We start from the raw sequence: 26171 nt of genomic DNA on the forward strand, positions 1-26171 counted from the left end.
CATGAACAACAAGATCTTGCTGCAACGACGCGACATGGGCCGCCTGGCATTGGCCGGCGTGCTGCTGTTCGGCGCCGCCGCCGCCTTCGTGCACCAGCCAGCATTCGCGGCAGACGAGGCTCCCGACGCGCTCGTCAAGCGCCTGTCGACCGACGTGCTCGAGACCATCAAGGCCGATTCGTCGATCAAGGCCGGTGACATCAACAAGATCATGCTGCTGGTCGACAGCAAGATCATGCCCAACGTCAACTTCCAGCGCATGACCGCCTCGGCCGTCGGCCCGGCCTGGCGCCAGGCCACGCCCGAGCAGCAAAAGCGCCTGCAGGACGAATTCAAGACCCTGCTGGTGCGCACCTACGCCGGCGCGCTCGACCAGGTGAGCGACCAGACCGTCACCATCCGCCCATTCCGCGGCGCGCCCACCGACACCGACGTGCTCGTGCGCACCGAGGTCAAGGGCCGCGGCGATCCGGTGCAGCTCGACTACCGGCTCGAAAAGACGCCGGGGCAGGGCGCCGGCTGGAAGGTCTACAACCTGAATGTGCTGGGCGTCTGGCTGGTCGATACCTACCGCACCCAGTTCGCGCAGGAAATCAACAAGAACGGCATCGATGGCCTGATTGCCGCGCTGGCCGCGCGCAACAAGGGCAACGGCAAGGGCTGACAGGCGCACGCCATGCTGGTCCTTCCCTCCCGGCTCACCCACGACGAGGCTCCGGCCTGCATGCGCATGCTGCAGCAGGGGCTCAAGGGCCAGACCGACTCGACCTCCACCGTGGTCGATGCCACGCCATTGGCGCAGTTCGATTCCTCCGCACTGGCGGTGCTGCTCGAGTGCCGGCGCGAATCGAGCGCGCTGGGCCGCAGCTTTTCCGTCAAGGGCCTTTCTCCCCGCCTGCGCGAACTGGCCGCCCTGTACGGCATTGCAGGCCTTTTGCCGGCCGCGCCCTGAAAAAGTAACGGCCCCGTAAAATCGCGGGCTCCCATGCCCGCGATCTCATTCCAGTCGGTCTCCAAGACCTACCCTCCCTCCCGTCAGCAACGCGCCCAAGGCAAGCAAGGGCTGCGTGCGGTCGACGAGGTTTCCTTCCAGATCGAGCCGGGCGAGTTCTTCGGCCTGCTCGGCCCCAACGGCGCGGGCAAGACCACCCTCATCAGCATGCTCGCGGGCCTGTCGCGGCCCACGGCGGGCGCGATCAGCGTGCACGGCTTCGACGTGCAGCGCGACTACGCCGAAGCCCGGCGCCAGCTCGGCATCGTGCCGCAGGAGCTGGTGTTCGACCCCTTCTTCAACGTGCGCGAGTCGCTGCGCATCCAGTCGGGCTACTTCGGCATCAAGAACAACGAAGCCTGGATCGACGAGCTGCTGCAGAGCCTGGGCCTGGCCGACAAGGCCACCGCCAACATGCGCCAGCTCTCGGGCGGCATGAAGCGCCGCGTGCTGGTGGCGCAGGCGCTGGTGCACAAGCCGCCCGTCATCGTGCTCGACGAGCCCACGGCCGGCGTCGACGTCGAGCTGCGCCAGACGCTCTGGCAGTTCGTGGCCCGGCTCAACAAGCAGGGCAGCACCGTGCTGCTCACCACCCATTACCTCGAAGAGGCCGAGGCGCTGTGCAGCCGCATCGCGATGCTCAAGCTCGGCAAGGTGATCGCGCTGGACCGCACGAGCGAGCTGCTGAAGTCGGCCGCGAGCAACGTGCTGCGCTTCAAGACCGACGCGATGCTGCCCTGGGCCATCGCCCAGCACGCGCGCATCACCGGGCGGATCGTGCAGCTGCCGGCGCAGAACGCGCATGAAGTCGAACAACTGCTGGCCGCGATCCGCGAAGCCGGCGTCGCGGTGGAAGACGTGGAAATGCGCAAGGCCGACCTGGAAGACGTGTTCATCGACCTGATGGCGGGCGAGCAGACGCCGCTGGAGGTGTCGCGATGAGCGCCGCGCCGGGCCGCCCCAAGCAAGCGAAGCTCCCCCTCGGGGGGAAGCACGGACACGCAGTGCCGTGCAAGGGGGTCTCATGATGGCCGTCACTGGGTGGCGCGCGCTTCTGTACAAGGAAACGCTGCGCTTCTGGAAGGTCGGCTTCCAGACTGTCGGTGCGCCGGTGCTCACCGCGCTGCTGTACCTCATGGTGTTCGGCCATGTGCTCGAAGGCCGCGTGACGGTCTACGGCACCGTGGGCTACACCGCCTTCCTGATCCCCGGCCTCGTGATGATGAGCGTGTTGCAGAACGCGTTCGCGAACAGCTCGTCCTCGATCATCCAGAGCAAGATCATGGGCAACCTCGTGTTCGTGCTGCTCACGCCGCTGTCGCACTGGGGCTGGTTCTTGGCCTACGTGGGCTCGTCGGTGATCCGCGGGCTGGTGGTGGGCGTGGGCGTGTTCGCCGTGACCATCTTCTTCGCCGTGCCGAGTTTCGTGGCGCCGGTCTGGATCGTGGTCTTCGCGTTGCTGGGCGCGGCCATGCTGGGCACGCTGGGCCTGATCGCCGGGCTCTGGGCCGAAAAGTTCGACCAGATGGCAGTGTTCCAGAACTTCCTGATCATGCCCATGACCTTCCTGTCGGGCGTGTTCTATTCGATCGGTTCGCTGCCCCCGTTCTGGCAGAGCGTGAGCCATTTGAACCCCTTCTTCTACATGATCGACGGCTTCCGCTACGGCTTCTTCGGGGTGAGCGATGCCTCGCCCTGGCTGAGCTTTGGCATCGTCGGTTCCGCCTGGCTGGTGGTGAGCGCGATTGCCGTTCACCTCCTGCGCATCGGCTACAAAATCCGCGGCTGACCGCGACTTCCAAGACCCCATGACCGCTGACGAACTCCAGACCATCATCGCTGCCCATCTGCCGTGCGAGCACATCACGCTCGAGGGCGACGGCCGACATTGGTACGCGACCATCGTCTCGGCCGAGTTCGAGGGCAAGCGCGCCATCCAGCGCCACCAGCGGGTCTACGCCACCCTCGGTGCGAAAATGCACACCGACGAGGTGCATGCGCTCTCGATGAAGACCTACACGCCGGCCGAATGGGCGGCAGTGGACAAATGACTTTCCGGCCCCTGCGGGCCTCCTGATTTCGCTGGATCCTTGATGGACAAACTTCTGATTCGCGGCGGGCGTGAGCTTCGCGGCGAAGTGCTCATTTCCGGCGCCAAGAACGCCGCGCTGCCCGAGCTGTGCGCGGCGCTGCTGACCGACCAGCCCGTGGTGCTGCACAACGTGCCGCGCCTGCAGGACGTGTCGACCATGCTCAAGCTGGTGCGCAACATGGGCGTGACGGCCGAGGCCGACGACAACGGCACCGTGCGCCTGAACGCCGGCGCACTCGGCAATCCCGAGGCTCCCTACGAACTCGTGAAGACCATGCGCGCCTCGGTGCTGGCGCTGGGCCCGCTGCTGGCGCGCTTCGGCCACGCCAAGGTGTCGCTGCCGGGTGGCTGCGCCATCGGCTCGCGGCCGGTCGACCAGCACATCAAGGGCCTGCAGGCGATGGGCGCCGAGATCCTGGTCGAGCACGGCTACATGGTCGCGCGCCTGCCCGAGGGCCGCACGCGGCTGAAGGGCGCACGCATCCTGACCGACATGGTCACCGTCACCGGCACCGAGAACTTCCTCATGGCCGCGGCGCTGGCCGAGGGCGAGACGCTGCTCGAGAACGCCGCGCAAGAGCCCGAGATCATCGACCTGGCCGAAATGCTGATCCGCATGGGCGCGAAGATCGAAGGCCACGGCACCAGCCACATCCGCATCCAGGGCGTCGAGAAGCTGCACGGCTGCGAGCACGCCGTGGTGGCCGACCGCATCGAGGCCGGCACCTTCCTGTGCGCCGTGGCGGCCACGGGCGGCGAGGCCTTCCTGCGCCACGCGCGCGGCGACCACCTCGACGCCGTGATCGACAAGCTGCGCGACGCCGGCTGCACCGTCGTGACCGAACCCGATGGCATCCGCATCGGCTCGCAGGGCCCGGCCTACGACCACCTGAAGGCGCAGAGCTTCAGCACCACCGAATACCCCGGCTTCCCGACCGACATGCAGGCCCAGTTCATGGCCCTGAACGTGATCGCGCGCGGCGCCTCGATGGTCACCGAGACCATCTTCGAGAACCGCTTCATGCACGTGAACGAGATGGTGCGGCTGGGCGCGCGCATCCACGTCGAAGGCAAGGTCGCGATGGTCGAGGGCGTGCAACAGCTCTCGGGCGCCACCGTGATGGCCACCGATCTGCGCGCCTCCGCCAGCCTTGTCATCGCCGGCCTCGTGGCCGACGGCGAGACGCTGGTCGACCGCATCTATCACCTCGATCGGGGCTATGACCGCATGGAATCGAAACTGCGCGGCCTTGGTGCCGACATTGAACGCTTGACGGGAGCCGCCGCATGATCACTTTGGCTCTTTCCAAAGGCCGCATCTTCGAAGAGACGATGCCCCTGCTGGCCGCTGCCGGCATCGAGGTCACCGAAGACCCCGAGAAGTCGCGCAAGCTCATCCTTGAAACCACCCGCCCCGACGTGCGCGTGGTGCTGGTGCGCGCCTCCGACGTGCCGACTTACGTGCAGTACGGCGGCGCCGACCTGGGCGTGACCGGCCTCGACGTGCTGCTCGAAAACGGCAACCAGGGCATGTACCAGCCGCTGGACCTGCGCATTGCGGCCTGCCGCCTCAGCGTGGCCGTGCGCGCCGACTACGACTACGCCTCGGCCGTGAAGCAGGGCTCGCGCCTGCGCGTGGCGACCAAGTACGTGGGCCTGTCGCGCGACTTCTTCGCCAGCAAGGGCGTGCACGTCGACCTGATCAAGCTCTACGGCAGCATGGAGCTGGCGCCGCTCACGGGCCTGGCCGACGCCATCGTCGACCTGGTCTCGACCGGCAACACGCTCAAGGCCAACCACCTCGTCGAGGTGGAGCGCATCATGGACATCAGCGCCCGGCTGGTCGTCAACCAGGCCGCGCTCAAGCTCAAGCGCGAACCCATCCGCCGCATCATCGACGCCTTCGCGTCAGCCATTCCCTCCGCCTGAACCTCACGCACATGACTCTGCAAGCAGCCCCCGCCCGACTGTCCACGAACTCAGCCAGCTTCGACGCTGAATTCAAGGCGCGGCTGCATTGGTCCGCGGACGACGACGCGGCCATCGAGAAGGTGGTGGCCGACATCCTCGCCGATGTGCGCAAGCGCGGCGACGACGCGGTGCTCGAGTACACGAACCGCTTCGACAAGCTCGACGCGAAGACGCTGCCCGCGCTGGAGCTGACGCAGGCCGAGCTGAAGGCCGCCTTCGAAGCGCTGCCCGCCGTGCAGCGCGACGCGCTCGAAGCCGCCGCGCGCCGCGTGCGCAGCTACCACGAGGCACAGAAGAAGGCGTCGGGCGAAAGCTGGAGCTACCGCGACGCCGACGGCACCCTGCTCGGCCAGAAGGTCACGCCGCTCGACCGTGTGGGCATCTACGTGCCGGGCGGCAAGGCCGCGTACCCGTCGAGCGTGCTGATGAACGCCATTCCCGCGCACGTCGCGGGTGTGGGCGAGATCATCATGGTCGTGCCCACGCCGAACGGCGAGAAGAACCAGCTCGTGCTGGCCGCCGCCTACGTGGCAGGCGTCACCCGCGCTTTCACCATCGGCGGTGCGCAGGCCGTGGCCGCGCTGGCCTACGGCACCGCCACCGTGCCTGCTGTCGACAAGATCACCGGCCCCGGCAACGCCTACGTGGCGGCCGCCAAGCGCCGCGTGTTCGGCACCGTAGGCATCGACATGATCGCGGGCCCGAGCGAAATCCTGGTGCTGGCCGACGGCTCCACGCCGCCCGACTGGGTGGCCATGGACCTGTTCAGCCAGGCCGAGCACGACGAGCTGGCCCAGAGCATCCTGCTGTGCCCCGACGCCGCCTACATCGACCGTGTGCAGGCCGAGATCGACCGCCTGCTGCCGACCATGCCGCGCGCCGAGATCATCGCCGCCTCGCTCAACGGCCGCGGCGCGCTGATCCACACGAAGAGCATGGAAGAGGCCTGCGAGATCAGCAACCGCATCGCCCCCGAACACCTGGAAGTGAGCAGCAGCGAACCGGGCCGCTGGGAGCCGTTGCTGCGCCACGCCGGTGCGATCTTCCTGGGCGCCTTTACCAGCGAGAGCCTTGGCGACTACTGCGCCGGCCCGAACCACGTGCTGCCGACCAGCGGCACCGCGCGCTTCTCGAGCCCGCTGGGCGTGTATGACTTCCAGAAGCGCTCCAGCCTCATCGAGGTGAGCGAAGCGGGCGCCCAGGTGCTGGGCCCGATCGCCGTCACGCTGGCCGAGGGCGAGGGCCTGCAGGCGCACGCCGAAGCCGCGCGCATGCGCCTGCGTAAGATCTGAGGCTCAGACAACCCCGCTTCAGGGAGGAGCACGCCAGATGATTCAACGCCTCTATCGTTCGCGATTTTTCCGGTTCGCCACCGGCCTCGTCGCAGGTGCCGCCTTGCTGGCCGCCTGCACCCAGATGCCGCAGAACCGCGCCGAAACGGCTGCGATGACCGCCACGCCCAGTGCGGCAAAGGCCGCACCCGCACCGGCGCAGCTCGGCACGCAATGGGGCGAAGGCATCGAGTCCAAGACCCGCACGGTCGCTGCCAAGCGCCTGTCCGACCAGCCCGACGACGTGGCCTCGCTCGGCTACAACGACGCCGCCAGTGTGCGCCGCGATGCGGGCAGCAACCCCGAGCGCCGTCTCAACCTGCAGCTGGCCCAGGGCGACATCGAATGGTCGGTGCTCGACGAGAACGACCGCCCGCTGCCGCTGCAGCGAGCACGCCGCAGCGGCAATGACATGTTCCGCCTCGCCGGCGTCGAAGGTGCGCGCTACACGCTGCGCTTTCGCAACCTCAGCGACCGCAGCTACGAGGTGATCGCCACGGTCGACGGCCTGGACGTGCTCAACGGCAAGCCCGGCAGCCTGCGCAACGGCGGCTACGTGCTGCGCCCGCAGCAGACCCTGAACATCGAGGGCTTCCGCAAGAGCCAGAGCGAAGTAGCCGCCTTCCGCTTCGCCACGCCGGGCCGCGCCTACGCCGCGAACACCGAGGCTGGCGACGTGCGCAACATCGGCGTGATCGGCGCCGCGCTGTTCGAGCTCGAAGAGCCGAATGTGCCGCGCCGCACGCGCCGCGATGCCTCGCCGTCACAGCCCAGCGCCTTCCCGGCCGACGGCGCGTACGCCCCGGCGCCGCGCTACCGCAAGTAAGCAGCGAGGCCATGCAACGCGCCGCCGTCCTGCTGTTGCCGCGCCTGTCGGCGCTGCTGCTCGCACTGGCGGCCGGCGCGGGTGCGCAGGCCATGAGCATCCGCGAACTGCGCACGCTCGAAGCCGGTGAAAAAGACGGCAAGGCCTACGCCAGCTACTACCTCGTCGGCGTGCTCGAAGGCCTGCGCGAAGGCGTCGAATCGTCGCAGCGCAACGGCCAGCTGCCGCCGTTCTGCGTCGAGGGCCGCCGCCTCGAACCCGCGATGGCCCGCTCGCTCTACCAGACCGAGCTGAGCCGCCACGCCGACAGCTATGAAGCCGACATGCCCGTGCAACTGGTCATGGCCGGCGCCCTCCGCAACAGCTACCGCTGCACCCGATGACCGTTTCCGACTCTTCCGCTTCCACCTCCGCTTCGGACACCCGCCTGCCGCTCGACCGCATCCGCGCCGACGTGCGCGCCATGCACGCCTATGCGGTGCAGGACGCGCGCGGCTTCCTCAAGCTCGACGCGATGGAGAACCCCTACGGCCTGCCGCCCGCGCTGCAGACCGAACTGGGCGCGCGGCTGGGCGCGCTGGCGCTCAACCGCTACCCCGGCGACCGCGGCGCCGACCTGCAGCGCGCGCTGGCCGCCCACGCGGGCCTGCCCGAAGGCTTCGGGCTGATGCTGGGCAACGGCTCGGACGAACTCATCTCGCTGCTCGGCATCGCCTGCGACCAGCCCGGCGCCGCCGTGCTCGCGCCCGTGCCCGGCTTCGTCATGTACGCCATGAGCGCCCAGTTGCAGGGCCTGCGCTTCGTCGGCGTGCCGCTCACGGCCGATTTCGAACTCGACGAGGCCACCATGCTGGCCGCCATCGCGCGCGAGAAGCCGGCCATCGTCTACCTCGCCTACCCGAACAACCCGACCGCCAACCTCTGGGACGACGCCGTCATCGAGAAGATCGTGCTGGCCCAGGGCGCGCAGGGCGGCCTGGTGGTGATCGACGAGGCCTACCAGCCCTTTGCCGCCCGCAGCTACATCGACCGGCTGGCTCAGCATCGCCACGTGCTGCTGATGCGCACCCTGAGCAAGTTCGGCCTGGCCGGCATCCGCCTGGGCTACCTCATGGGCCCCGCCGCGCTGGTCGCCGAGATCGACAAGGTGCGCCCGCCCTACAACATCAGCGTGCTCAACTGCGAAGCCGCGCTGTTCGCGCTGGAGCACGCCGCGGTGTTCGAGGCCCAGGCGCGCCAGATCCGCGAAGCGCGTGACCAGCTGATGGCCGCGCTCGCCCGGTTGCCGGGCGTGAAGACCTGGCCCAGCGACGCCAACATGATCCTGCTGCGCGTGCCCGATGCCACCCGTACCTTCGAGGGCATGAAGGCCCGCGGGGTGCTGGTGAAGAACGTTTCTAAAATGCATGAACTGCTCGCCAACTGCCTGCGCCTCACCGTCGGAACGGCCGACGAGAACGCGCAGATGCTGGCGGCGCTCGAAGCCTCACTATGACCACCCCCACGACCCCGGGCAGCACCGATCGCATCGCGACGGTCTCCCGCAACACCGCCGAGACGAAGATCACGGTCAGCGTCAACCTCGACGGCACCGGCAAGGCCAAGCTCTCCACGGGCATCGGCTTTTTCGACCACATGCTCGACCAGATCGCCCGCCACGGGCTGATCGACCTGGACATCGACTGCGAGGGCGACCTGCACATCGACGGCCACCACACGGTGGAAGACGTGGGCATCACGCTCGGCCAGGCCGTGGCCCAGGCCATCGGCGACAAGAAGGGCATTCGCCGCTACGGCCATGCCTACGTGCCGCTGGACGAAGCGCTGAGCCGTGTCGTCATCGACTTCTCGGGCCGCCCGGGCCTCGTGATGCACGTGCCCTTCACCAGCGGGATGATCGGCACCTTCGACAGCCAGCTCACCTACGAGTTCTTTCAGGGCTTCGTGAACCACGCCTTCGTCACGCTGCACATCGACAACCTGAAGGGCGTGAACGCGCACCACCAGTGCGAGACCGTGTTCAAGGCCTTTGCCCGTGCCATGCGCGGCGCGCTGGAGCTCGATCCGCGCTCCGTCGGCGTCATTCCCTCGACCAAAGGCTCGCTCTGACCTCCGTTCGCGAACAGCTATGAAATCTGTAGCAGCCAATTCCGTCGCCGTTGTCGACTACGGCATGGGCAACCTGCACTCCGTGTCGCAGGCCGTGCGCCATGCGGCCGACCAGGTGGGCGTGGAGGTGTTCGTCACTTCCGACCCCGACGTGGTCCGCAAGGCCACCCGCGTGGTGCTGCCGGGGCAGGGCGCCATGCCCGACTGCATGCGCGAGCTGCGCGATTCGGGCCTGCAGGAGTCGGTGCTCGAAGCCGCCGCCAACAAGCCGCTCTTCGGCGTGTGCGTGGGCATGCAGATGCTGCTGTCGCGCAGCGACGAAGGCCCGACCGACGGCCTGGGGCTCATTCCCGGCGAGGTCATCAAGTTCGACCTGGCCGGTCGCCTGCAGCCCGACGGCAGCCGCTTCAAGGTGCCGCAGATGGGCTGGAACCAGGTGCACCAGGCCCAGCCGCACGCGGTGTGGGCGGGCATTCCCGACCAGAGCTACTTCTATTTCGTGCACAGCTTCTACGCGCGCCCGGCCGATGCCCGGCACAGCGTGGGCGAGGCGGACTACGGGGCATGCTTTACCGCAGCCATCGCACGCGATAACATTTTTGCCACCCAGTTCCACCCGGAGAAGAGTGCGGACCATGGGCTGCAGCTGTATCGCAACTTCCTCCACTGGAATCCCTGAACCTTTTTTCCCGACCGGGCCGAACCCTCCACAGCCCGGCTTTCGCACACTCGCGCCACTTCCATGCTCCTCATTCCCGCCATTGATCTCAAAGACGGCCACTGTGTTCGCCTCAAGCAGGGCGACATGGACCAATCCACGGTCTTCAGCGAAGACCCCGCCGCCATGGCCCGCAAGTGGGTCGAGGCCGGCGCGCGCCGGCTGCATCTGGTCGACCTGAATGGCGCCTTTGCCGGCAAGCCGCAGAACCACGCGGCCATCAAGGCGATCCTGAAGGAAGTCGGCGACGACATCCCCGTGCAGCTCGGCGGCGGCATCCGCGACCTGGACACCATCGAGCGCTACATCGACGACGGCCTGCGCTACGTGATCATCGGCACCGCCGCGGTCAAGAACCCCGGCTTTCTGAAGGACGCCTGCGTGGCCTTTGGCGGCCACATCATCGTGGGGCTCGATGCCAAGGACGGCAAGGTCGCCACCGACGGCTGGAGCAAGCTCACAGGCCATGAGGTGGCCGACCTGGGCAAGAAGTTCGAGGACTACGGCGTCGAATCGATCATCTACACCGACATCGGCCGCGACGGCATGCTCTCGGGCATCAACATCGACGCCACCGTCAAGCTCGCGCAGGCGCTGACCATTCCGGTGATCGCTTCGGGCGGCCTGTCGAACATGGCCGACATCGACCAGCTCTGCGCGGTCGAATCCGAGGGCGTCGAGGGCGTGATCTGCGGCCGCGCCATCTACTCGGGCGACCTCGACTTCGCCGCCGCCCAGGCGCGCGCGGACGTGTTGGCCGGCGCCTGACGCCTTTCTGCCTCTGCGCCAGCCCGGATGCACCGGACTGGCGAGGGGTGAATTGCCTTCGATTCTTGAGACTACGCCGCCTTGCGCGGCCAGAGGCGAACCGCCAGCGCGGCGGCAGCCGTAGCGGTCGCCAGCGCAGTCACGCCAGCCCAGCCCCATTCGGAAAGCGCCAGCGCACCCAGCGCTGACCCCGCCGCCATGCCGATGAACATGCTGGTGAACAGCACCGCATTCAGTCGGCTGCGCGCACCGGGCTCAATGCCGTAGACGATGGTTTGGTGCGCGATCAGCGTCGCCTGCATGCCCAGATCGAAGCCGATTGCGGCCAGCGCCAGCAGCCAGAGCTGTGCATGCGGTGCCATCAGCGACGCCAGTCCCATGGCTGCGAATGACACCACTGCAAGTCCGGCGCCCAGGCGCGTCACCAGCTCCGGTCCGCGCCGGTCGGCGAGCCTCCCGGCCAGCGGTGCTGCCAGCGCGCCCGCTGCGCCGGCCAAGCCAAAGGCGCCGGCCGCCGCGCTGCCCAGGTGGAAGGGCGCGCCGTGCAGCATCACCGCGAGCGTCGACCAGAACGCGCTGAACCCCACCGCCAGCAGCCCCTGGGCCAGCGCCGCGCGGCGCAGCGTGCCGTGGCGCGACCACAGGGTGCCCAGCGAACCGAGCAGCGCGGCGTAGGCCAGGTGCGTGGTCGGCCGGAAGCGCGGCAGCCCGCGCCAAGCGGCGGCGCCGATGAGTGCGATGCTGGCCGCCGCCGCGATGAACATCGCGCGCCAGCCGAAGTGCTCGGCCACGAAGCCGCTCACCACGCGCGACAGCAGGATGCCCAGCAGCAGCCCCGTCATCACCGTGCCGACCGTCTTGCCGCGCGTGGCGTCGGGCGCCAGCGTGGCGGCGGCGGGCACGATGTCCTGCGCCATGGTGGCCGCCAGCCCGATCGCCAGGCTGGCCGCGAGCAGCACGCCGATCGACGGCGCGGCGCCGGCCACCAGCAGCGCGGCGCACAACGCCGCCGCCTTGATCAGCACGATGCGGCGCCGGTCGAAGCGGTCGCCCAGCGGCGCTAGCAGCAGGATGCCCAGCGCATAGCCCAGCAGCGTGAGCGTGGGAATGAAGCCCACGGCGCGGGTGGACGCGCCGATGTCGGCGCCCAGCACGCCGAGCATCGGCTGCACGTAGTAGAGCGACGCCACCGACAGCCCCGCGCCGGTGGCCAGCAGCAGCACCAGCGAGGCCGGCAGATCGGGGCCCTGCGCTGCGACCGATGCATGCGCACTTTGAATGGAAGACATGGCGTTAACCCTTGAATATCGAAGCAAAGGATGAAATGTGCCCTTTGAGAGCTTGGCTTGGTAGTCTCGGCGGCCGCACAATGTCTATACGCTGAATGCATAAAGCAAAGCCATGCCCGTTTCACCCGCCGTCGATCGCATCGAACTGATGCAGACCTTTGTCCACATCGTCGAGGCCGGAAGCCTGTCGGCGGCCGCGCTGCAGATGGGCGCGACCCAGCCCACCGTGAGCCGCCGCTTGCAGGCGCTGGAGCGCTCGCTGGGCGTGCGGCTGCTGCGCCGCTCCACGCACGCCATGAAGCTCACCGAGGACGGCGAGCGCTGCTACGAGCGCGCCAAGGAGCTGATTGCCGACTGGCACGCCTTCGAGGCCGACCTGCGCGGCGTGGGCGACGAGCCCGAGGGCACGCTGCGCGTGGTGGCGCCGCATGCGCTGGGCCAGGCGCTGCTGGTCGGTCCGCTGGCCGGCTACCTGCGCGCCTACCCGCGCGTGTCGGTCGAATGGCTGCTGCACGACCGGCGGCCCGATTTCATCGCCGAAGGCGTCGACTGCGCGATCCAGGTGGGCGAGGTGACCGACCCCATGGCCGTGGCGGTCAAGCTCTCGGAGGTGCCGCGCCTCGTGGTGGCCGCGCCGTCGGTGCTCGAAGGCCGCACGCCGCCCACGCACGCGGCCGAACTCGCCGAGCTGCCGTGGCTCGCGCTGCGCACCTTCTATCGCAACGAGGTGCTGCTCACGCACCGGCCGAGCGGCGAAACCGCGCACGTGCCGATCTGCCCGCGCATGAGCACCGACAGCCTCTATGCGCTGCAAAGCGCGGCCCGCCTGGGCCTGGGCGCCTGCCTCGGTTCGACCTGGCTGCTGAAGGCCGACATCGATTCGGGACGGCTGGTGCAGCTCGTGCCGCAATGGCAGGTGGCGCCGCTGCCCGTGTACCTGGTCTATCCGCATGCGCGCTTCCAGCCCGCGCGCCTGCGCCGTTTCATCGAGACGATGCGGCTTGCATTGGCCGACCCGATGGGCCGGGCCTGGGAGGCGGGAGCGGCCTGAACGAGTTGAGCGCTGGCGGCCCTGCGGTAGCGGTCGACCTACTCGGCCTTCACCGCCATCGTCTGGATGATCGTTTCCAGCTGCGCGCTCATCGGCAGGTTCAGGCTTTCGCCCGAGGGCAGCTTGCGCATGAACCAGCGCTTGTACTGCCGGTGGATCTCGCCGTCTTCCGCCAGCACCTGGAAGGTGTCGATCACCACCTTGTTGAGCTGCGCGTCGCCCTTGCGGTACATGACGGCGTAGGGGTCATAGGAGAGAAAGTCGCCCACCACCTCGTACTGCGCCTTGGCGGCGTCGCGGGCGATCAGGCCGTAGAGCAGCACGTCGTCGGTGGCGAAGGCGTCGGCCTGGCCGTCCTTCACGAGCGCGAACGACTCAGCATGGTCGCGCGCCACCTTCAGGTCGATGTTGAGCTTGAACTTCTGCGACAGGTCGCGCAGCGTCTTCTCGTTGGTGGTGCCGGCCGTCACGGCCACCTTCTTGCCGGCCAAATCGCGGAACGACCGGATCGGCGCGCCCTTCTTCACCAGCACCTTGGTGCCCGAGACGAACATCGTCGGCGAGAAAGCCACGCGCTTCTGGCGCTCGAGGTTGCTGGTGGTGGAGCCGCACTCGAGGTCGACCTGGCCGCTCACGACCGCGTCGATGCGCGAGTCGGACGTCACGGGCACCCACTGGATCGTGAGGCTCTTGTTGACCGTGTCCTCGATGGCGGTGACCAGTGCGCGGCACAGCTCGATGGAATAGCCGATCGGCTCCTTGCGCGCATTGAGGTACGAGAAAGGCACCGAGGCCTCGCGGTAACCGATGGCGATGGTGCCGCTCTCGCGCACCTTCGCCAGCGTGCCGCTGAGCACGGTGGGCGCCTGCTCCTGGCCCTGCGCTGCGACTGCCAGCAGCGACAGGAGCCAGGCGGCGAGCAGGCGGGCAGGGCGTTGCATGGCCGCGTGCCTCACGCGTGCGCCGGGTGGGCGAGGGTGGCCGCGGCTTCCTCGTCGAGCGCCTTGGCGTTGACCTCGGCGTCGCTCTCGGACAGCAGCTCGCCCTCCCACTTCGCCACCACGGCCGTGGCGATGGAATTGCCCACCGCGTTGGTGGCCGAGCGGCCCATGTCCAGGAAGGTGTCGACGCCCAAAATCAGCAGCAGGCCGGCCTCGGGAATGTCGAAGTGGTTCAGCGTGGCGGCAATCACCACCAGCGACGCGCGCGGCACGCCGGCCATGCCCTTGGACGTGAGCATCAGGATCAGCAGCATCGTGATCTGCGTGCTGATCGGCATGTGGATGTCGTAGGCCTGCGCGATGAACAGCACGGCGAAAGTGCAGTACATCATCGAGCCGTCGAGGTTGAACGAGTAGCCCATCGGCATCACGAAGCTGGAGATCTTGCGCTTCACGCCGAAACGGTCGAGCGCCTGCAGGATCTTCGGGTACGCGGCCTCGGAGCTTGCGGTGGCGAACGAGAGCAGGAAGGCTTCCTTGATGAGCACCAGCAGCTTGAACACGCGCGGCCCGAGGAACAGCAGGCCGGCCATGATGAGCACGCCCCACAGCACGAACAGGCCCAGGTAGAAGTCGCGCATGAACACGGCGAACTTGATGAGGATGCCCAGTCCGTTCACCGCCACGGTGGCGGCCATGGCGGCCAGCACCGCCAGCGGCGCGAGCTTCATGACGTAGCCCGTGATCTTGAGCATCGCGTGCGACAGCTCCTCGATGGCGGCCACCAGCGTCTTGGCCTTGTCGCCGAGCGAGGCCAGCGCCACGCCGAAGAACATCGAGAACACCACGATCTGCAGGATCTCGTTGTTGGCCATCGCCTCCGCGAACGACTTGGGCACCGTGTGACTCACGAAGTCCTTGAAGGTGAACTTGTTGGTCGCCAGGTTGGCCGAGGCGCCGATGTCGGGCAGCGGCAGGCCCAGGTTCTCGCCGGGCTTGAGCACGTTGGCCATGACCAGGCCGATCACCAGCGAGATCAGCGAGGCGGTGAGGAACCAGCCGATCGCCTTGCCGAACACGCGGCCGACCGACTTGGCGTCGCCCATGTGCGCGATGCCCACCACCAGCGTGGAGAACACCAGCGGGCCGATCAGCATCTTGATGAGGCGCAGGAAGACGTCGGAGATGATGGAGACGTAGTCGGCGACCTCCTTGGCGGCCTTCTTGTCAGGAAAGCTCGTGAAGATCATGTAGCCAACGATGATGCCGAGCACCATGGCCATCAGGATCCAGGCGGCCATCGGCAGCTTTTTCTTCATGCGTATCCCCTTGAGTCGTGTGAGAGTGGTTCTTTTCGAGTGCACGGGACCGACCCGGCACAGGGTATCCAAGAAAGGCGCAGGCACGCAATGGCCCGCTGTCAGGATGCGGCGGCTGCCTACAATTCCTCACATGGACATCCGCTCGATCGAGTTTCGAGGCCAGCCGGCGTTGCACGCCGAGGCGGCCGATGGCAGCACCCTGACGGTCGCGCTGCATGGCGCCCAGGTGCTTTCCTGGGCCCCGGCCCGCGGTGGGGAGCGACTGTATCTGAGTCCGAAAGCCGTTTTTGACGGCCAAACAGCCATCCGCGGCGGCATTCCCCTGTGCTGCCCCCAGTTCAACCAGCGCGGCATGCTCCCCAAGCATGGCTTCATGCGCAATCTGCCTTGGATTCGCGAGGAATCGGGCGCGGCGGACACGCTGCGGCTCGTGCTGCGCGACAACGACGCCACCCGCCGGCTCTGGCCGCATGCCTTCGAAGCGCGCCTCGACGCCACGCTCGCGGCCGGCCAGTTGCGCACCGCGCTCACCCTGACCAACACCGGCGACGCGCCCTGGCCGTTCTCGGCCGCGCTGCACACCTACCTGCGCGTGGACGACATCGCCGCCGTGCGCCTCGAAGGCCTGCAGGGCGCGCCGCGCTGGGACGCCGTGCGCGATATGCGCCAGACCGAAGCCGCCGCCGCGCTGCAGTTCGATGCCGAGTTCGACAGCGTCTACACCGCCCCGGCGCAGCCGCTGCGGCTGGTGCAGCCCGGCGGCACGCTCGAAATTACCCAGAGCGCCAGCTGCACCGAAACCGTGGTCTGGAACCCCGGCGCCGCGCTCGGTGCGACACTCGCGGACATGCCCGCAGAGGGCTTCCGCCACATGCTCTGCGTCGAAGCGGCCCGCATCGACGAACCCGTGGTGCTGGCCCCCGGCGCCCGATGGCAGGGCTGGCAACAGCTCCGCGTTCTCTGATTTCCTTCCGGTTCAACTTCCCATGCTTGCCAAACGCATCATTCCCTGCCTCGACGTCACCGGCGGCCGCGTCGTCAAGGGCGTCAACTTCCTTGAGCTGCGCGATGCCGGCGACCCGGTCGAGATCGCGGCGCGCTACAACGCGCAGGGCGCCGACGAACTGACCTTTTTGGACATCACGGCCACCAGCGACGGCCGCGACCTCATCCTGCCGATCATCGAAGCGGTGGCCTCGCAGGTGTTCATTCCGCTGACCGTGGGCGGCGGCGTGCGCACCGTGGCCGACGTGCGCCGGCTGCTCAACGCGGGCGCCGACAAGACCAGCTTCAACTCGGCCGCCATCGCCGACCCGCAGGTGATCAGCGATGCGGCCCAGAAGTACGGCTCGCAGTGCATCGTGGTCGCCATCGACGCCAAGCGCCGCAGCCCCGAAGACGCCGCCACGCGCGGCGCGGGCTGGGACGTCTACAGCCACGGCGGGCGAAAGAACACCGGCCTGGACGTCGTGCAGTGGGCGACCGAGATGGCGCGCCGCGGCGCGGGCGAGATCCTGCTCACGAGCATGGACCGCGACGGCACCAAGAGCGGCTTCGACCTTGCCCTGACGCGCGCCGTGAGCGACGCGGTCAACGTGCCGGTGATCGCCTCGGGTGGCGTCGGCAACCTCGACGACCTGGCCGACGGCATCCAGAAGGGCGGCGCCGACGCGGTGCTGGCCGCGAGCATCTTCCACTACGGCGAGCACACCGTGGGCGAGGCCAAGGCGCGCATGGCCGAGCGCGGGATTCCCGTGCGAATTCAATAAACCTTCGTGGTAAGTCACTACTTACTGATCACCGACAATCCGGCTCATGAATTGGCTTGACGAAGTGAAGTGGGACGCGAACGGGTTGGTGCCCGTGATCGCCCAGGAACAAGGCACGAACGACGTGCTCATGTTTGCGTGGATGAACCGCGAGGCGCTCGAAAAGACCGCCGAGCTGGGCCGCGCGGTGTATTTCAGCCGCTCGCGCAACAAGCTGTGGTTCAAGGGCGAGGAGTCGGGCCACGTGCAGACCGTGCACGAGATCCGCCTCGACTGCGACAACGACGTGGTGCTGCTCAAGGTGACGCAGCTTGGCCACGAGCCCGGCATTGCCTGCCACACCGGCCGCCACAGCTGCTTCTTCAGCAAGTACGAGAAGGGCCAGTGGACCGTGGTCGAACCGGTCTTGAAAGACCCGGAGTCGATCTACAAATGACCGCCACAGTGAACGACGCCCACAACACCTCCGACGCACTCGCCCGCCTGGCCGCGGTGCTCGAGAGCCGCCTGCCCGCGAACGGCGGCGACCCCGAGAAGAGCTACGTCGCCCGGCTGCTGCACAAGGGCCCCGACGCCTTCCTCAAGAAGATCGGCGAGGAAGCCACCGAGGTCGTGATGGCGGCCAAGGACGCCGACCACGGCGGCGACCGCTCGAAAATAGTGAACGAAGTGGCCGACCTGTGGTTCCACACCATGGTGGCGCTGGCCCACTACGGTTTCTCGCCAGCCGACGTCGTCGCGGAGCTCGAGCGCCGCGAGGGCACCAGCGGCATCGAGGAAAAAGCCCTGCGCAAGGTGCAGGCCCGCGAAGCTTCCAACGACTGAATGATCGATTGAAAGGGCATCGACCATGGCCAATGACATCGTGAACGTGGAACCCGACAGCTCCCTCAAGACCTGGGGCTGGGTCAGCTACGTGCTGCACCTGATCGTGGCCATCGGCGCGGTCGTGCCGGGCGCGCAGGCCTCCGTGCTGCTGCTGCTCATCGCCTTGCTGATCGACTTCGTGAAGCGCGACGACGCGGCCGGCACCTGGCAGGCCTCGCACTTCAGCTGGCGCATCCGCTCGGTGCTGTGGGCCGGCCTGCTGTACATCGTCACCTCGTGGCTCTGGCTGCTGCTGTTCGTGCCGGGCTGGATCGCCTGGAGCCTGATTTCGCTGTGGTTCCTCTACCGGATCGTGAAAGGCATGATCCGCATGAACGACAGCCGTCCCATGGAACCCCAAGATGTCATCTGATCCGAACTGCGTCTTCTGCAAAATCATCGAAGGCAAGATCCCCTCGCGCAAGGTCTACGAAGACGACGACCTGTTCGGCTTTCACGACATCTCGCCCTGGGCGCCGGTGCATTTCATGCTGGTGCCGAAGAAACACATCGCCTCGATGGCGCAGCTCACGCCCGAGGATTCGGCGCTCATGGGCAAGATCATGACGCTGGCTCCCCAGTTGGCGCTGGAGCAGGGCTGCAGGCCCTATCCGGAGGGCGGCTACCGCGTCGTCGTGAACACCGGCGCCGAAGGCGGGCAGGAGGTTCACCATCTCCATGTGCACGTCATGGGCGGCCCTCGCCCCTGGCTTCGCGGCTGATCAGGGTTAAGCCAAACTGTCACATTCCCCCCGACTAAAATCGGACACATTCTTAGGAGTTCTCCATGGGTTCTTTTTCCATCTGGCACTGGCTGATCGTGCTGCTCGTCGTGGTCATGATCTTCGGCACCAAGAAGCTGCGGAACATGGGTTCGGATCTCGGTGGCGCCGTCAAGGGCTTCAAGGACGGCATGAAAGACGGCTCGGCTTCCACCACCGACGCCTCCGCTGCACCGGCCCCCACGCAGCAAGTGACCGGCCAGCCGGCCAACAGCGACAAGTCGACGATCGACGTCGAAGCGCGCCAGAAGTCCTGAGCACCGCAGGCACACATCCGTGATCGACCTCGGCATTGAGAAGCTGGCGCTCATCGGCGTCGTGGCATTGATCGTGATCGGGCCGGAAAAGCTGCCGCGCGTTGCACGCACGGTGGGCGCCCTGCTCGGCAAGGCACAGCGCTACGTGAACGACGTCAAGGCCGAAGTCAACCGTTCGATGGAGCTCGACGAGCTCCGCAAGATGAAGACCACGGTCGAGGACGCGGCGCGCGACGTGGAGCACAGCATCCACACCGGCGCCAGCGAGTTCGAGAAGCAGTTTGCCGGCGTGTCCGGCGACACCTTGTCGGCACTGGCCGAGCCCGAACAGGCGGTGCCCGAATACAGGCACCCCCGCAAGAACTGGCGCTTGAAACAGGGCGCCACGCCGAATTGGTACAAGGCGCGCAACGGCGTGCGGACCAAGGCGCTGTCGGGCGCGGCGCGGGTCGCCCGCTTCCGCCCGCACAAGATCAACTGACGCCCACACGCACGCCCCGCGGCGTTCCCGGGCGCCCCGTGCGCCTGTGTCTCCCACGCTTTCTCCTCTCCCCATGGCCGATTCCGACAACAAGAACAAAGAAGACGAGCTGGCGGGCACCGAGCAGCCGTTCGTGCAGCACCTGGTCGAGCTACGGGACCGGCTGCTGTACTGCGTCTACGGCCTCGTGGTCGCGGGCATTCTGCTGGCGATCTGGCCCGGCCCGAGCGGGCTCATGGACATCATCGCCATGCCGATCCGCGCGCACATGCCGCCGGACGCCAAGCTGATCGCCATCGGCGTGTTCTCGCCCTTCTTCGTGCCGCTCAAGGTGCTGATGATGGCGGCCGTGCTGCTGGCATTGCCCTGGCTCATGTACCAGGCCTGGATGTTCGTTGCGCCGGGCCTGTACAGCCACGAGAAGCGCTTTGCGCTGCCGCTGATCTTCTTCGGCAGCATGCTGGCCTACGGCGGCATCGCCTTCGTGCAGCTGTTCGTGCTGGACAAGATGTTCGGCTTCATCCAGAAGTTCACGCCCGACGCGGTGGCGGCCACGCCCGACATCTCGTCGTACGTCGAGGCCATCCTGTCGCTGTACATCGCCTTCGGCGTGGCCTTCCAGGTGCCGATCGTGGTGATGCTGCTGGTGCGCTTCGAGATGGTCACCATCGAAAAGCTGCGCTCGTTCCGCGGCTACTTCATCGTGATCGCCTTCGTGGTGGCCGCGGTGCTCACGCCGCCCGACGTGGTCTCGCAGCTCGCGCTCGCGGTGCCGATGTGCCTGCTGTACGAGGTGGGCATCATCGGAGCGCGCTATTTCGCAGGGAAGGGCAAGGCGCGCGAGGGTGAAGAAGAGGGTGCGGGGTCGGAGTCTTCCGGCAGTTCCTGATCCCGAATCGATCGGCCTCGCTTTCGCAGCGGCGTGCCACCAAAACAAAAGCGGCCTGAGGGCCGCTTTTGTTTTGGTGTGGGGTCTGCGGCCGGAGCCGCTTTCCGCGTTTCTCGCTATTCGTTGTTGGGCAACTGCTGCCGGATCGGGCTCTTCGGTCGCAGCCCCGGCGTCACGTCCAGTTCCATCTTGTCGGTGCCGCGCTGCAGCGCGAAGCGAGAGGTGTCGCCCGGCTTGAGTCCCGCCACGGCGGTCAGCAGGGCCTGCACGTTGTCGGTCTTCTTTTCGCCCACCGAGGTGATCACGTCGCCCGGGCGGATGCCGGCCTTGGCGGCGGGGCCGTTCTGCAGGACGCCGGTGATGATCACGCCCGCGTCGGCCTTCACGCCGAAGGTCTCGGCCAGTTCGGGCGACAGGTCGCTCGGCTCGACGCCGATCCAGCCGCGGCGCACCTGGCCTTCCTTCACGATGCCCTCGAGCACGATCTTGGCCATCGACACCGGAATGGCGAAGCCGATGCCCATGCTGCCGCCCGAGCGGGAGTAGATGGCGGTGTTGATGCCCTGCAGGTTGCCGTCGACGTCGATCAGTGCGCCGCCCGAGTTGCCGGGGTTGATGGCCGCGTCGGTCTGGATGAAGTTCTCGAACTGGTTGATGCCCAGCTGGTTGCGGCCCAGCGCCGAGACGATCCCGCTCGTCACGGTCTGGCCGACGCCGAAGGGGTTGCCGATGGCCAGCACCTGGTCGCCCACCAGCAGTTCGTCGGAGTTGCCCAGCACGATCACGGGCAGCTTGTCGAGCTCGATCTTCAGCACGGCCAGGTCGGTGTCGGGGTCGGTGCCGATCACCTTGCCGCGCGCATGGCGGCTGTCGTTCAGCGTCACTTCGATTTCGTCGGCGCCCTCGACCACGTGGTTATTGGTGAGGATGTAGCCGTCGGTGCTCACGATCACGCCGCTGCCCAGGCCCACCTGGGGCTGGTCGGCCTGGTCGCCGAAGAAGAAGCGGAACCACGGGTCGTTGCTGCGCGGGTGGCGCTGCGCGGCCTTGCTGGTGTTGATGCTCACGACCGCCGGCGAGGCCTTCTTGGCCGCCGCGCTCAGGCTGCCCGGCGCGGGTGTGGCCGGCGCGCCGCTGGGCGCCTCGACGATCGACACCACGCCACCCAGCGAGGTCGAGCGCTTGTTGATCCATTCAGGCTTGAGCGTCGCGACGACGAAATAGGCCGCCAGCAGGACGGTCACGGCTTGGGCAAAGAGCAGCCAGGTGCGTTTCATGAAAGCTTGATGGAAGGAGCGTTGGAAAAGCGCCGAAAGACGGCGCCGGTTGCAATTGTCCCTCAACCCGCCGGCGCCATAGACCGCGCGGCAGGGTCGAGATTGGGCAACACCGGGGACGTGAATAAGTGGTAACCCTTAGTATCGGCAGTCGATCCGACCCGGATCACCCTTTCAGGCCTCCCGCGCTGCCCACCCGGCGGACGCGGCCAGGCGATTCTTTCGTCGGCGCGCCACGCTCTGCCCCTATCCGGTTCCAAGGCAGGCGAGCGGCCACGATGCCCTTCCTGCCATGACCTCAGAAGCTACCTACACGGACGGCGCGAACGCCGCCACGCCTGCTCCGGCGCGCACGCTCGATGCGCGCGACTACAAGACCCTGGCCCTGTCCGCACTGGGCGGCACGCTCGAGTTCTACGACTTCGTCATCTACGTCTTCTTCGCGACCGTGCTGGGCGCGCTGTTCTTCCCCGCCGACATGCCTGACTGGCTGCGCCAGCTGCAGACCTTCGGCATCTTCGCCGCGGGCTATCTCGCACGGCCCGTGGGCGGCATCGTCATTGCGCACTTCGGCGACCTGCTGGGGCGCAAGCGCATGTTCACGCTGTCGATCTTCCTGATGGCGGCGCCCACACTGGTGATCGGCCTCCTGCCCACCTACGCGAGCATCGGCGTCGCGGCGCCCCTGCTGCTGCTGGCGATGCGCGTGCTGCAGGGCGCGGCCATCGGCGGCGAAATGCCTGGCGCCTGGGTGTTCGTCGGCGAACACGTGCCGGCCAAGCGTTACGGCTTCGGCATCGGCACGCTGACCTCGGGTATCACCGGCGGCATCCTGCTGGGCTCGCTGGTCGCTGTGGCCATCAACCGCTACTACGGGCCCGAGCAGGTGCACGACTTCGCCTGGCGCATTCCCTTCATCCTGGGCGGCGTGTTCGGGCTGTTCTCGGTCTACCTGCGGCGCTTTCTGCACGAGACGCCGGTCTTCAAGGAGCTGGCCGGCCGCAAGACCGTCGCCCGCGAGCTGCCGCTGCGTACCGTGCTGCGCGAGCATCGCCTCGCCAGCGTGTACGTGGGACTGCAGACCTGGGTGCTGTCGGCGGCCATCGTGGTGGTGGTGCTGTACACGCCCACCTACCTGCAGAAGGTGCACCACATTCCGGCCGCGCTGGCGCTCGAAGCCAACGCGCTCGCCACGCTGACCCTGACCATCGGCTGCGTGATCGTCGGCTGGGCCAGCGACCGCATCGGCACGCGCGCCGTCATGCTGGTCGGCTGGGGTGGCCTCTTTGGCACCGCCTACCTGTTCTATACGGGGCTGCCCGGCACGCCGGCCACGCTGTTCTGGCACTACGGGCTGGTCGGCCTGTTCGTGGGCACCATCGCCACCGTGCCGATCGCGGGCGTGCGGGCGTTTCCGGCGCCGGTGCGGTTCACGGGGCTTTCGTTTGCCTACAACATGTCCTATGCCGTCTTCGGCGGGCTGACGCCGGTGATCCTCACGCTCTGGCTGCAGCACGATCCGATGGCGCCGGCGCATTACGTCGCCGCGCTGGCGGCGCTGGGCTTTCTGCTGGCCCTGTGGCCCCTGGCCGCGCGCGGCCACCCGGTGCGCGATGGTGCGCCGGCCGCAGGGAGCGCGACAATGTCGCGATGAGCACCACACGCCACGAACTGCTTCTCGCATTCGACCTGCTGCTGGCCCCCGGGCGCTTCAAGGACTATGGACCCAATGGCCTGCAGGTCGAGGGGCGCGCCGTGGTCCGCAAGATCGTCTCGGGCGTGACTGCCAGCCGCGCGCTGATCGAGGCCGCGATCCACGCCGAGGCCGATGCCATCTTCGTTCACCACGGCCTGTTCTGGCGCGGCCAGGACGGCTGCGTCACCGGCTGGATGAAGCAGCGCCTGGGCCTGCTGCTGGGCGACGACGTCAACCTCTTCGCCTACCACCTGCCGCTCGACGCGCACCCCGAGCTGGGCAACAACGCGCAGCTCGGCCTGCAGCTGGGGCTCGTGGCGCATCCGGGATCGGCTGGCCGCTTCGGCGAGCAGGAACTGGGCTTCCTGGGCGCGCGCGAGAACGGTGAGAACTTCGCCAGCGCAAAGGCCCTGGCGACCCATGTCGAGAAGGTGCTGAAACGGCCCGTCACGCTGGTCGACACGGCCCACCGCCCGATCAAGAACATCGCGTGGTGCACGGGCGGCGCCCAAGGCTACTTCGAGGCCGCCATTGCGGCCGGCGCCGACGCCTTCATCACCGGCGAGATTTCCGAGCCGCAGGCGCACTACGCCCGCGAGCTGGGCGTGGCCTTCCTGGCCTGCGGCCACCACGCCACCGAGCGCTACGGCGCGCAGGCCGTAGCCGCCCATGTGGCGGCGCAGCTCGGGCTGAAGCACGAATTCATCGACATCGACAACCCCGCATGAAGGCGCCGACCGCGATCACGCTCGGCGACCCGGCCGGCATCGGCCCCGAGATCATTGCCAAGGCCTTCCGTGACGCGCCCGACGCTGTGCGCGGTGCGTTCGTGGCCGGCGATGTCGGGACGCTGCGAAAAGCCTCGCAGGCGCTCGCGGCGCCGGGGCGGCTGGCGTGGCCTGTCGTGGAGATTTCCAGCGTCGCCGAAGCGGCCACCGTGCCGCCGGGTTGTATCCCTGTGCTGCAGGTGATTGCGCCGCCACAGGGCATCGAACAAGGGCGCATCAGCGCCGAAGCCGGTCGCGCGGCCGGCGACTGCGTCGTGTGGGCCGCGCGCGCCGCGTTGCGCGGCGAGATATCGGCCCTCGTCACCGCGCCGCTGCACAAGGAAGCGCTGGCGGCGGCCGGCTTTCCGTATCCCGGCCACACCGAGCTGCTGCAGGCCGAGGCCGCCGCCCACCTGGGCCGCACCGTGGCTGACGTGCCCGTGCGCATGATGCTGGCCAACGACGAGCTGCGCACCGTGCTCGTGAGCATCCACATGTCGCTGCGCGACGCCATCGAGGCCGTGCGCTTCGACGGCGTGCTCGACACGCTGCGCATCACGCATCGCGCGCTGACCCATGCGCTGGGCCGGCCGCCGCGCATCGGCGTCGCTGGGCTCAACCCGCATGCGGGCGAGGGCGGCCTGTTCGGTTCGGAAGAGCGCACCGTCATCGCGCCAGCCATCGAGGCTGCGCGCGCGGAGGGCATCGACGCCCACGGCCCGCACGCGCCCGACACCGTCTTCATGCGCGCGCGCGCCAAGGCCGGCGTGCCGTCCAGCGGCGAGTTCGATGTGGTGATCGCGATGTACCACGACCAGGGCCTGATCCCGGTCAAGTACCTCGGCGTGGAGAAGGGCGTGAACGTGACGCTCGGGCTGCCGCTGGTGCGCACCAGCCCCGATCACGGCACCGCGTTCGACATCGCGGGCCAGGGCGTGGCCGATGCGTCGAGCCTCGTCGAGGCGCTGCGCATGGCGCGAACGCTGGCCGGCGCCTGAGCGCGCGGCCAGAAAGGCTCAGGGGCGCTGCTTCAGGCTGTCGCGGATTTCGCGCAGCAGCATGATGTCTTCAGGCGTGGCGGCCGGTGCTGCGGGCGCGGCTTCTTCGGTTTTGCGCAGCTTGTTGATCTGCTTGACCATGATGAAGATGATGAAGGCGAGGATCACGAAATTGACAGCGATCGTGATGAAGTTGCCGTACGCCAGCACAGGCACGCCGGCTTTCTTCAGCTCCGCCAGCGTGTTCGTCACGCCCGGCGGCACCGTGCCCAAGGTCACGTAGAGGTTCGAGAAGTCGAGCTTCCCGAACACCAGGCCCACGAGCGGCATGATGATGTCGGCCACGAGCGAGTCGACGATCTTGCCGAACGCCGCCCCGATGATCACGCCGACGGCGAGGTCGATGACGTTGCCCTTGACGGCAAACTCCTTGAATTCGCTGAGGATGCTCATGATTCAGAAAGGGTGCTGAAGACCTGCTGTTGAAAGGGGTGCCAGTATGCCTGCGGAAGCAGGGCGCCAAGGCGGGTGGCGCCGCAGGTGATGCTGGACGGCAACTGAAGGATGACCTGCGGGTGGTTCTGGTTTGAAGCGTGCGGGGTGGTACCCAGTCTCCGTAGCTGACGGTCGCCGGCTCCGCTTTGGAACGTCTTGTTTCCAATTTCGAGGGATGGGTAGAACCAGACGCAAGCTTCGCGTTTTACGCTCGGAAAGAAGGCTGGAGGGCGCCGGACAGTCCGTTCGGAAGCATCCTGGAACGCAGGCACAGCCCCATTGACAGCGCACCGCGCTGGTACGATGAGAGGGGAGCAGTGGGGAGCGACAGCGCGAAATCGACCTTCAAGACTTCTGTCTGTCCAAGCGCATTCGCCTCGGATGCGCCAGGTTCTTGCGTGACTCCGCGATGAATTCTGCACTTTTGTTGCCTGAATGTGCGAGTTTCAGCGCGACTATAGCTGTTCAAATTTTTACATAAATG

General features: G+C 67.5%; 32 protein-coding genes. 27 read left to right on the forward strand and 5 right to left on the reverse strand.

Annotation, left to right across the window (positions count from 1 at the left end; genetic code table 11):
* Window position 1 precedes the first annotated feature (1 nt).
* From RZE79_RS05425 to hisA, 14 genes are all read left to right on the forward strand, one after another.
* Window positions 2-664 (forward strand): ABC transporter substrate-binding protein, encoded by a 663-nt coding sequence (locus RZE79_RS05425; protein WP_319359331.1) that lies wholly within the window; start codon window positions 2-4, stop codon window positions 662-664.
* 12 nt (window positions 665-676) lie between these two features.
* Window positions 677-952: a lipid asymmetry maintenance protein MlaB gene (locus RZE79_RS05430; protein ID WP_099795298.1), complete on the forward strand. Its 276-nt coding sequence runs from the start codon at window positions 677-679 to the stop codon at window positions 950-952.
* A 33-nt stretch (window positions 953-985) separates the two neighbouring features.
* Window positions 986-1933: an ABC transporter ATP-binding protein gene (locus tag RZE79_RS05435; protein WP_056572761.1), complete on the forward strand. Its 948-nt coding sequence runs from the start codon at window positions 986-988 to the stop codon at window positions 1931-1933.
* A gap of 82 nt (window positions 1934-2015) precedes the next feature.
* Complete coding sequence (locus RZE79_RS05440) at window positions 2016-2780, forward strand: ABC transporter permease (protein ID WP_319359332.1); 765 nt, start codon at window positions 2016-2018, stop codon at window positions 2778-2780.
* Window positions 2781-2799: 19 nt separating this feature from the next.
* Window positions 2800-3042, forward strand: coding sequence for a BolA family protein (locus RZE79_RS05445; RefSeq protein WP_056572757.1), 243 nt, complete (start codon window positions 2800-2802; stop codon window positions 3040-3042).
* A gap of 42 nt (window positions 3043-3084) precedes the next feature.
* Window positions 3085-4374, forward strand: coding sequence for a UDP-N-acetylglucosamine 1-carboxyvinyltransferase (gene murA, locus RZE79_RS05450; RefSeq protein WP_319359333.1), 1290 nt, complete (start codon window positions 3085-3087; stop codon window positions 4372-4374).
* Window positions 4371-5012, forward strand: coding sequence for an ATP phosphoribosyltransferase (gene hisG, locus RZE79_RS05455; RefSeq protein ID WP_099795302.1), 642 nt, complete (start codon window positions 4371-4373; stop codon window positions 5010-5012). Before murA ends, hisG begins: the two co-directional genes overlap by 4 nt.
* 11 nt (window positions 5013-5023) lie before the next feature.
* On the forward strand, window positions 5024-6346 hold the full coding sequence (gene hisD, locus RZE79_RS05460; RefSeq protein WP_319359334.1) for a histidinol dehydrogenase: 1323 nt from the start codon (window positions 5024-5026) through the stop codon (window positions 6344-6346).
* A gap of 37 nt (window positions 6347-6383) precedes the next feature.
* Complete coding sequence (locus RZE79_RS05465) at window positions 6384-7211, forward strand: hypothetical protein (protein ID WP_319359335.1); 828 nt, start codon at window positions 6384-6386, stop codon at window positions 7209-7211.
* A gap of 11 nt (window positions 7212-7222) precedes the next feature.
* On the forward strand, window positions 7223-7594 hold the full coding sequence (locus tag RZE79_RS05470; protein WP_101491001.1) for a hypothetical protein: 372 nt from the start codon (window positions 7223-7225) through the stop codon (window positions 7592-7594).
* On the forward strand, window positions 7591-8706 hold the full coding sequence (gene hisC / locus RZE79_RS05475; protein ID WP_319359336.1) for a histidinol-phosphate transaminase: 1116 nt from the start codon (window positions 7591-7593) through the stop codon (window positions 8704-8706). The genes RZE79_RS05470 and hisC overlap by 4 nt, the downstream gene beginning before the upstream one ends.
* Window positions 8703-9320: an imidazoleglycerol-phosphate dehydratase HisB gene (gene hisB, locus RZE79_RS05480; RefSeq protein ID WP_056572744.1), complete on the forward strand. Its 618-nt coding sequence runs from the start codon at window positions 8703-8705 to the stop codon at window positions 9318-9320. The genes hisC and hisB overlap by 4 nt, the downstream gene beginning before the upstream one ends.
* A gap of 19 nt (window positions 9321-9339) precedes the next feature.
* A complete protein-coding gene (gene hisH / locus RZE79_RS05485; RefSeq protein ID WP_319359337.1) occupies window positions 9340-9999 on the forward strand; it encodes an imidazole glycerol phosphate synthase subunit HisH in 660 nt (219 codons plus the stop codon).
* A 63-nt stretch (window positions 10000-10062) separates the two neighbouring features.
* Window positions 10063-10806: a 1-(5-phosphoribosyl)-5-[(5-phosphoribosylamino)methylideneamino]imidazole-4-carboxamide isomerase gene (gene hisA, locus RZE79_RS05490; protein ID WP_319359338.1), complete on the forward strand. Its 744-nt coding sequence runs from the start codon at window positions 10063-10065 to the stop codon at window positions 10804-10806.
* 71 nt (window positions 10807-10877) lie between these two features.
* Here the strand turns inward: hisA and RZE79_RS05495 are convergent, their stop codons facing one another.
* Window positions 10878-12095, reverse strand: coding sequence for an MFS transporter (locus RZE79_RS05495; RefSeq protein ID WP_319359339.1), 1218 nt, complete (start codon window positions 12093-12095; stop codon window positions 10878-10880).
* Window positions 12096-12207: 112 nt separating this feature from the next.
* On the opposite strand from RZE79_RS05495, the gene RZE79_RS05500 reads away from it, so the two are divergent.
* Complete coding sequence (locus tag RZE79_RS05500) at window positions 12208-13146, forward strand: LysR family transcriptional regulator (RefSeq protein ID WP_319359340.1); 939 nt, start codon at window positions 12208-12210, stop codon at window positions 13144-13146.
* Window positions 13147-13184: 38 nt separating this feature from the next.
* Here RZE79_RS05500 and RZE79_RS05505 read toward each other — a convergent pair whose 3' ends face one another.
* Together RZE79_RS05505 and RZE79_RS05510 are read right to left on the reverse strand one after the other, a co-directional pair.
* Window positions 13185-14087 carry an amino acid ABC transporter substrate-binding protein gene (locus RZE79_RS05505; RefSeq protein ID WP_319359341.1) on the reverse strand — a complete coding sequence of 301 codons (903 nt, stop codon included), beginning with the start codon at window positions 14085-14087 and terminating at the stop codon, window positions 13185-13187.
* Between the two features lie 11 nt (window positions 14088-14098).
* Window positions 14099-15406 carry a dicarboxylate/amino acid:cation symporter gene (locus RZE79_RS05510; RefSeq protein ID WP_153280441.1) on the reverse strand — a complete coding sequence of 436 codons (1308 nt, stop codon included), beginning with the start codon at window positions 15404-15406 and terminating at the stop codon, window positions 14099-14101.
* 133 nt (window positions 15407-15539) lie between these two features.
* Between RZE79_RS05510 and RZE79_RS05515 the strand changes: the two genes are divergently transcribed.
* The 9 genes from RZE79_RS05515 to tatC all read left to right on the forward strand — a co-directional run bounded on the left by RZE79_RS05515 (window position 15540) and on the right by tatC (window position 20454).
* Window positions 15540-16373, forward strand: a complete 834-nt coding sequence (locus RZE79_RS05515) for a D-hexose-6-phosphate mutarotase (RefSeq protein WP_319359342.1) — start codon at window positions 15540-15542, stop codon at window positions 16371-16373.
* 22 nt (window positions 16374-16395) lie between these two features.
* Complete coding sequence (hisF, locus tag RZE79_RS05520) at window positions 16396-17178, forward strand: imidazole glycerol phosphate synthase subunit HisF (protein ID WP_319359343.1); 783 nt, start codon at window positions 16396-16398, stop codon at window positions 17176-17178.
* A 37-nt stretch (window positions 17179-17215) separates the two neighbouring features.
* Window positions 17216-17614 carry a phosphoribosyl-AMP cyclohydrolase gene (gene hisI, locus RZE79_RS05525; protein WP_319361102.1) on the forward strand — a complete coding sequence of 133 codons (399 nt, stop codon included), beginning with the start codon at window positions 17216-17218 and terminating at the stop codon, window positions 17612-17614.
* Complete coding sequence (locus RZE79_RS05530; protein ID WP_307584234.1) at window positions 17611-18003, forward strand: phosphoribosyl-ATP diphosphatase; 393 nt, start codon at window positions 17611-17613, stop codon at window positions 18001-18003. Before hisI ends, RZE79_RS05530 begins: the two co-directional genes overlap by 4 nt.
* A 25-nt stretch (window positions 18004-18028) precedes the next feature.
* Window positions 18029-18418 carry a hypothetical protein gene (locus RZE79_RS05535; RefSeq protein WP_319359344.1) on the forward strand — a complete coding sequence of 130 codons (390 nt, stop codon included), beginning with the start codon at window positions 18029-18031 and terminating at the stop codon, window positions 18416-18418.
* Window positions 18408-18767, forward strand: a complete 360-nt coding sequence (locus RZE79_RS05540) for a histidine triad nucleotide-binding protein (RefSeq protein ID WP_056572723.1) — start codon at window positions 18408-18410, stop codon at window positions 18765-18767. The genes RZE79_RS05535 and RZE79_RS05540 overlap by 11 nt, the downstream gene beginning before the upstream one ends.
* Window positions 18768-18832: 65 nt before the next feature.
* Complete coding sequence (gene tatA, locus RZE79_RS05545) at window positions 18833-19084, forward strand: Sec-independent protein translocase subunit TatA (protein WP_319359345.1); 252 nt, start codon at window positions 18833-18835, stop codon at window positions 19082-19084.
* Window positions 19085-19103: 19 nt separating this feature from the next.
* The gene (gene tatB, locus RZE79_RS05550; protein ID WP_319359346.1) at window positions 19104-19565 is read left to right on the forward strand and encodes a Sec-independent protein translocase protein TatB; all 462 of its coding nucleotides are present in this window, start codon (window positions 19104-19106) and stop codon (window positions 19563-19565) included.
* Between the two features lie 73 nt (window positions 19566-19638).
* Entirely contained in the window at window positions 19639-20454 is an 816-nt protein-coding gene (gene tatC, locus RZE79_RS05555) for a twin-arginine translocase subunit TatC (protein ID WP_319359347.1), read from the forward strand.
* Between the two features lie 116 nt (window positions 20455-20570).
* Here the strand turns inward: tatC and RZE79_RS05560 are convergent, their stop codons facing one another.
* Complete coding sequence (locus RZE79_RS05560; protein ID WP_319359348.1) at window positions 20571-21731, reverse strand: trypsin-like peptidase domain-containing protein; 1161 nt, start codon at window positions 21729-21731, stop codon at window positions 20571-20573.
* A gap of 292 nt (window positions 21732-22023) precedes the next feature.
* Between RZE79_RS05560 and RZE79_RS05565 the strand changes: the two genes are divergently transcribed.
* Genes RZE79_RS05565 through pdxA form a run of 3 tightly spaced genes read left to right on the forward strand, consistent with a single transcriptional unit; the run spans window position 22024 to window position 25192 of the window.
* Entirely contained in the window at window positions 22024-23385 is a 1362-nt protein-coding gene (locus tag RZE79_RS05565; protein WP_319359349.1) for an MFS transporter, read from the forward strand.
* A complete protein-coding gene (locus tag RZE79_RS05570) occupies window positions 23382-24155 on the forward strand; it encodes a Nif3-like dinuclear metal center hexameric protein (protein WP_319359350.1) in 774 nt (257 codons plus the stop codon). The genes RZE79_RS05565 and RZE79_RS05570 overlap by 4 nt, the downstream gene beginning before the upstream one ends.
* Window positions 24152-25192: a 4-hydroxythreonine-4-phosphate dehydrogenase PdxA gene (pdxA, locus tag RZE79_RS05575; protein WP_319359351.1), complete on the forward strand. Its 1041-nt coding sequence runs from the start codon at window positions 24152-24154 to the stop codon at window positions 25190-25192. The genes RZE79_RS05570 and pdxA overlap by 4 nt, the downstream gene beginning before the upstream one ends.
* Window positions 25193-25210: 18 nt before the next feature.
* Here pdxA and mscL read toward each other — a convergent pair whose 3' ends face one another.
* Entirely contained in the window at window positions 25211-25645 is a 435-nt protein-coding gene (mscL, locus tag RZE79_RS05580) for a large conductance mechanosensitive channel protein MscL (protein WP_319359352.1), read from the reverse strand.
* Between the last annotated feature and the right edge of the window lie 526 nt (window positions 25646-26171).

It is taken from the genome of Variovorax sp. EBFNA2, from assembly GCF_033802765.1.
Taxonomy (GTDB): domain Bacteria; phylum Pseudomonadota; class Gammaproteobacteria; order Burkholderiales; family Burkholderiaceae_C; genus Variovorax; species Variovorax paradoxus_H.

Bases quoted from the DNA above. Each gene is read 5' to 3' on its own strand.
- RZE79_RS05425 (WP_319359331.1), top strand. From the start codon at position 2: ATGAACAACAAGATCTTGCTGCAACGACGCGACATGGGCCGCCTGGCA.
- RZE79_RS05430 (WP_099795298.1), top strand. From the start codon at position 677: ATGCTGGTCCTTCCCTCCCGGCTCACCCACGACGAGGCTCCGGCCTGC.
- RZE79_RS05435 (WP_056572761.1), top strand. From the start codon at position 986: ATGCCCGCGATCTCATTCCAGTCGGTCTCCAAGACCTACCCTCCCTCC.
- RZE79_RS05440 (WP_319359332.1), top strand. From the start codon at position 2,016: ATGATGGCCGTCACTGGGTGGCGCGCGCTTCTGTACAAGGAAACGCTG.
- RZE79_RS05445 (WP_056572757.1), top strand. From the start codon at position 2,800: ATGACCGCTGACGAACTCCAGACCATCATCGCTGCCCATCTGCCGTGC.
- murA (WP_319359333.1), top strand. From the start codon at position 3,085: ATGGACAAACTTCTGATTCGCGGCGGGCGTGAGCTTCGCGGCGAAGTG.
- hisG (WP_099795302.1), top strand. From the start codon at position 4,371: ATGATCACTTTGGCTCTTTCCAAAGGCCGCATCTTCGAAGAGACGATG.
- hisD (WP_319359334.1), top strand. From the start codon at position 5,024: ATGACTCTGCAAGCAGCCCCCGCCCGACTGTCCACGAACTCAGCCAGC.
- RZE79_RS05465 (WP_319359335.1), top strand. From the start codon at position 6,384: ATGATTCAACGCCTCTATCGTTCGCGATTTTTCCGGTTCGCCACCGGC.
- RZE79_RS05470 (WP_101491001.1), top strand. From the start codon at position 7,223: ATGCAACGCGCCGCCGTCCTGCTGTTGCCGCGCCTGTCGGCGCTGCTG.
- hisC (WP_319359336.1), top strand. From the start codon at position 7,591: ATGACCGTTTCCGACTCTTCCGCTTCCACCTCCGCTTCGGACACCCGC.
- hisB (WP_056572744.1), top strand. From the start codon at position 8,703: ATGACCACCCCCACGACCCCGGGCAGCACCGATCGCATCGCGACGGTC.
- hisH (WP_319359337.1), top strand. From the start codon at position 9,340: ATGAAATCTGTAGCAGCCAATTCCGTCGCCGTTGTCGACTACGGCATG.
- hisA (WP_319359338.1), top strand. From the start codon at position 10,063: ATGCTCCTCATTCCCGCCATTGATCTCAAAGACGGCCACTGTGTTCGC.
- RZE79_RS05495 (WP_319359339.1), bottom strand. From the start codon at position 12,095: ATGTCTTCCATTCAAAGTGCGCATGCATCGGTCGCAGCGCAGGGCCCC.
- RZE79_RS05500 (WP_319359340.1), top strand. From the start codon at position 12,208: ATGCCCGTTTCACCCGCCGTCGATCGCATCGAACTGATGCAGACCTTT.
- RZE79_RS05505 (WP_319359341.1), bottom strand. From the start codon at position 14,087: ATGCAACGCCCTGCCCGCCTGCTCGCCGCCTGGCTCCTGTCGCTGCTG.
- RZE79_RS05510 (WP_153280441.1), bottom strand. From the start codon at position 15,406: ATGAAGAAAAAGCTGCCGATGGCCGCCTGGATCCTGATGGCCATGGTG.
- RZE79_RS05515 (WP_319359342.1), top strand. From the start codon at position 15,540: ATGGACATCCGCTCGATCGAGTTTCGAGGCCAGCCGGCGTTGCACGCC.
- hisF (WP_319359343.1), top strand. From the start codon at position 16,396: ATGCTTGCCAAACGCATCATTCCCTGCCTCGACGTCACCGGCGGCCGC.
- RZE79_RS05530 (WP_307584234.1), top strand. From the start codon at position 17,611: ATGACCGCCACAGTGAACGACGCCCACAACACCTCCGACGCACTCGCC.
- RZE79_RS05535 (WP_319359344.1), top strand. From the start codon at position 18,029: ATGGCCAATGACATCGTGAACGTGGAACCCGACAGCTCCCTCAAGACC.
- RZE79_RS05540 (WP_056572723.1), top strand. From the start codon at position 18,408: ATGTCATCTGATCCGAACTGCGTCTTCTGCAAAATCATCGAAGGCAAG.
- tatA (WP_319359345.1), top strand. From the start codon at position 18,833: ATGGGTTCTTTTTCCATCTGGCACTGGCTGATCGTGCTGCTCGTCGTG.
- tatC (WP_319359347.1), top strand. From the start codon at position 19,639: ATGGCCGATTCCGACAACAAGAACAAAGAAGACGAGCTGGCGGGCACC.
- RZE79_RS05560 (WP_319359348.1), bottom strand. From the start codon at position 21,731: ATGAAACGCACCTGGCTGCTCTTTGCCCAAGCCGTGACCGTCCTGCTG.
- RZE79_RS05565 (WP_319359349.1), top strand. From the start codon at position 22,024: ATGACCTCAGAAGCTACCTACACGGACGGCGCGAACGCCGCCACGCCT.
- RZE79_RS05570 (WP_319359350.1), top strand. From the start codon at position 23,382: ATGAGCACCACACGCCACGAACTGCTTCTCGCATTCGACCTGCTGCTG.
- pdxA (WP_319359351.1), top strand. From the start codon at position 24,152: ATGAAGGCGCCGACCGCGATCACGCTCGGCGACCCGGCCGGCATCGGC.
- mscL (WP_319359352.1), bottom strand. From the start codon at position 25,645: ATGAGCATCCTCAGCGAATTCAAGGAGTTTGCCGTCAAGGGCAACGTC.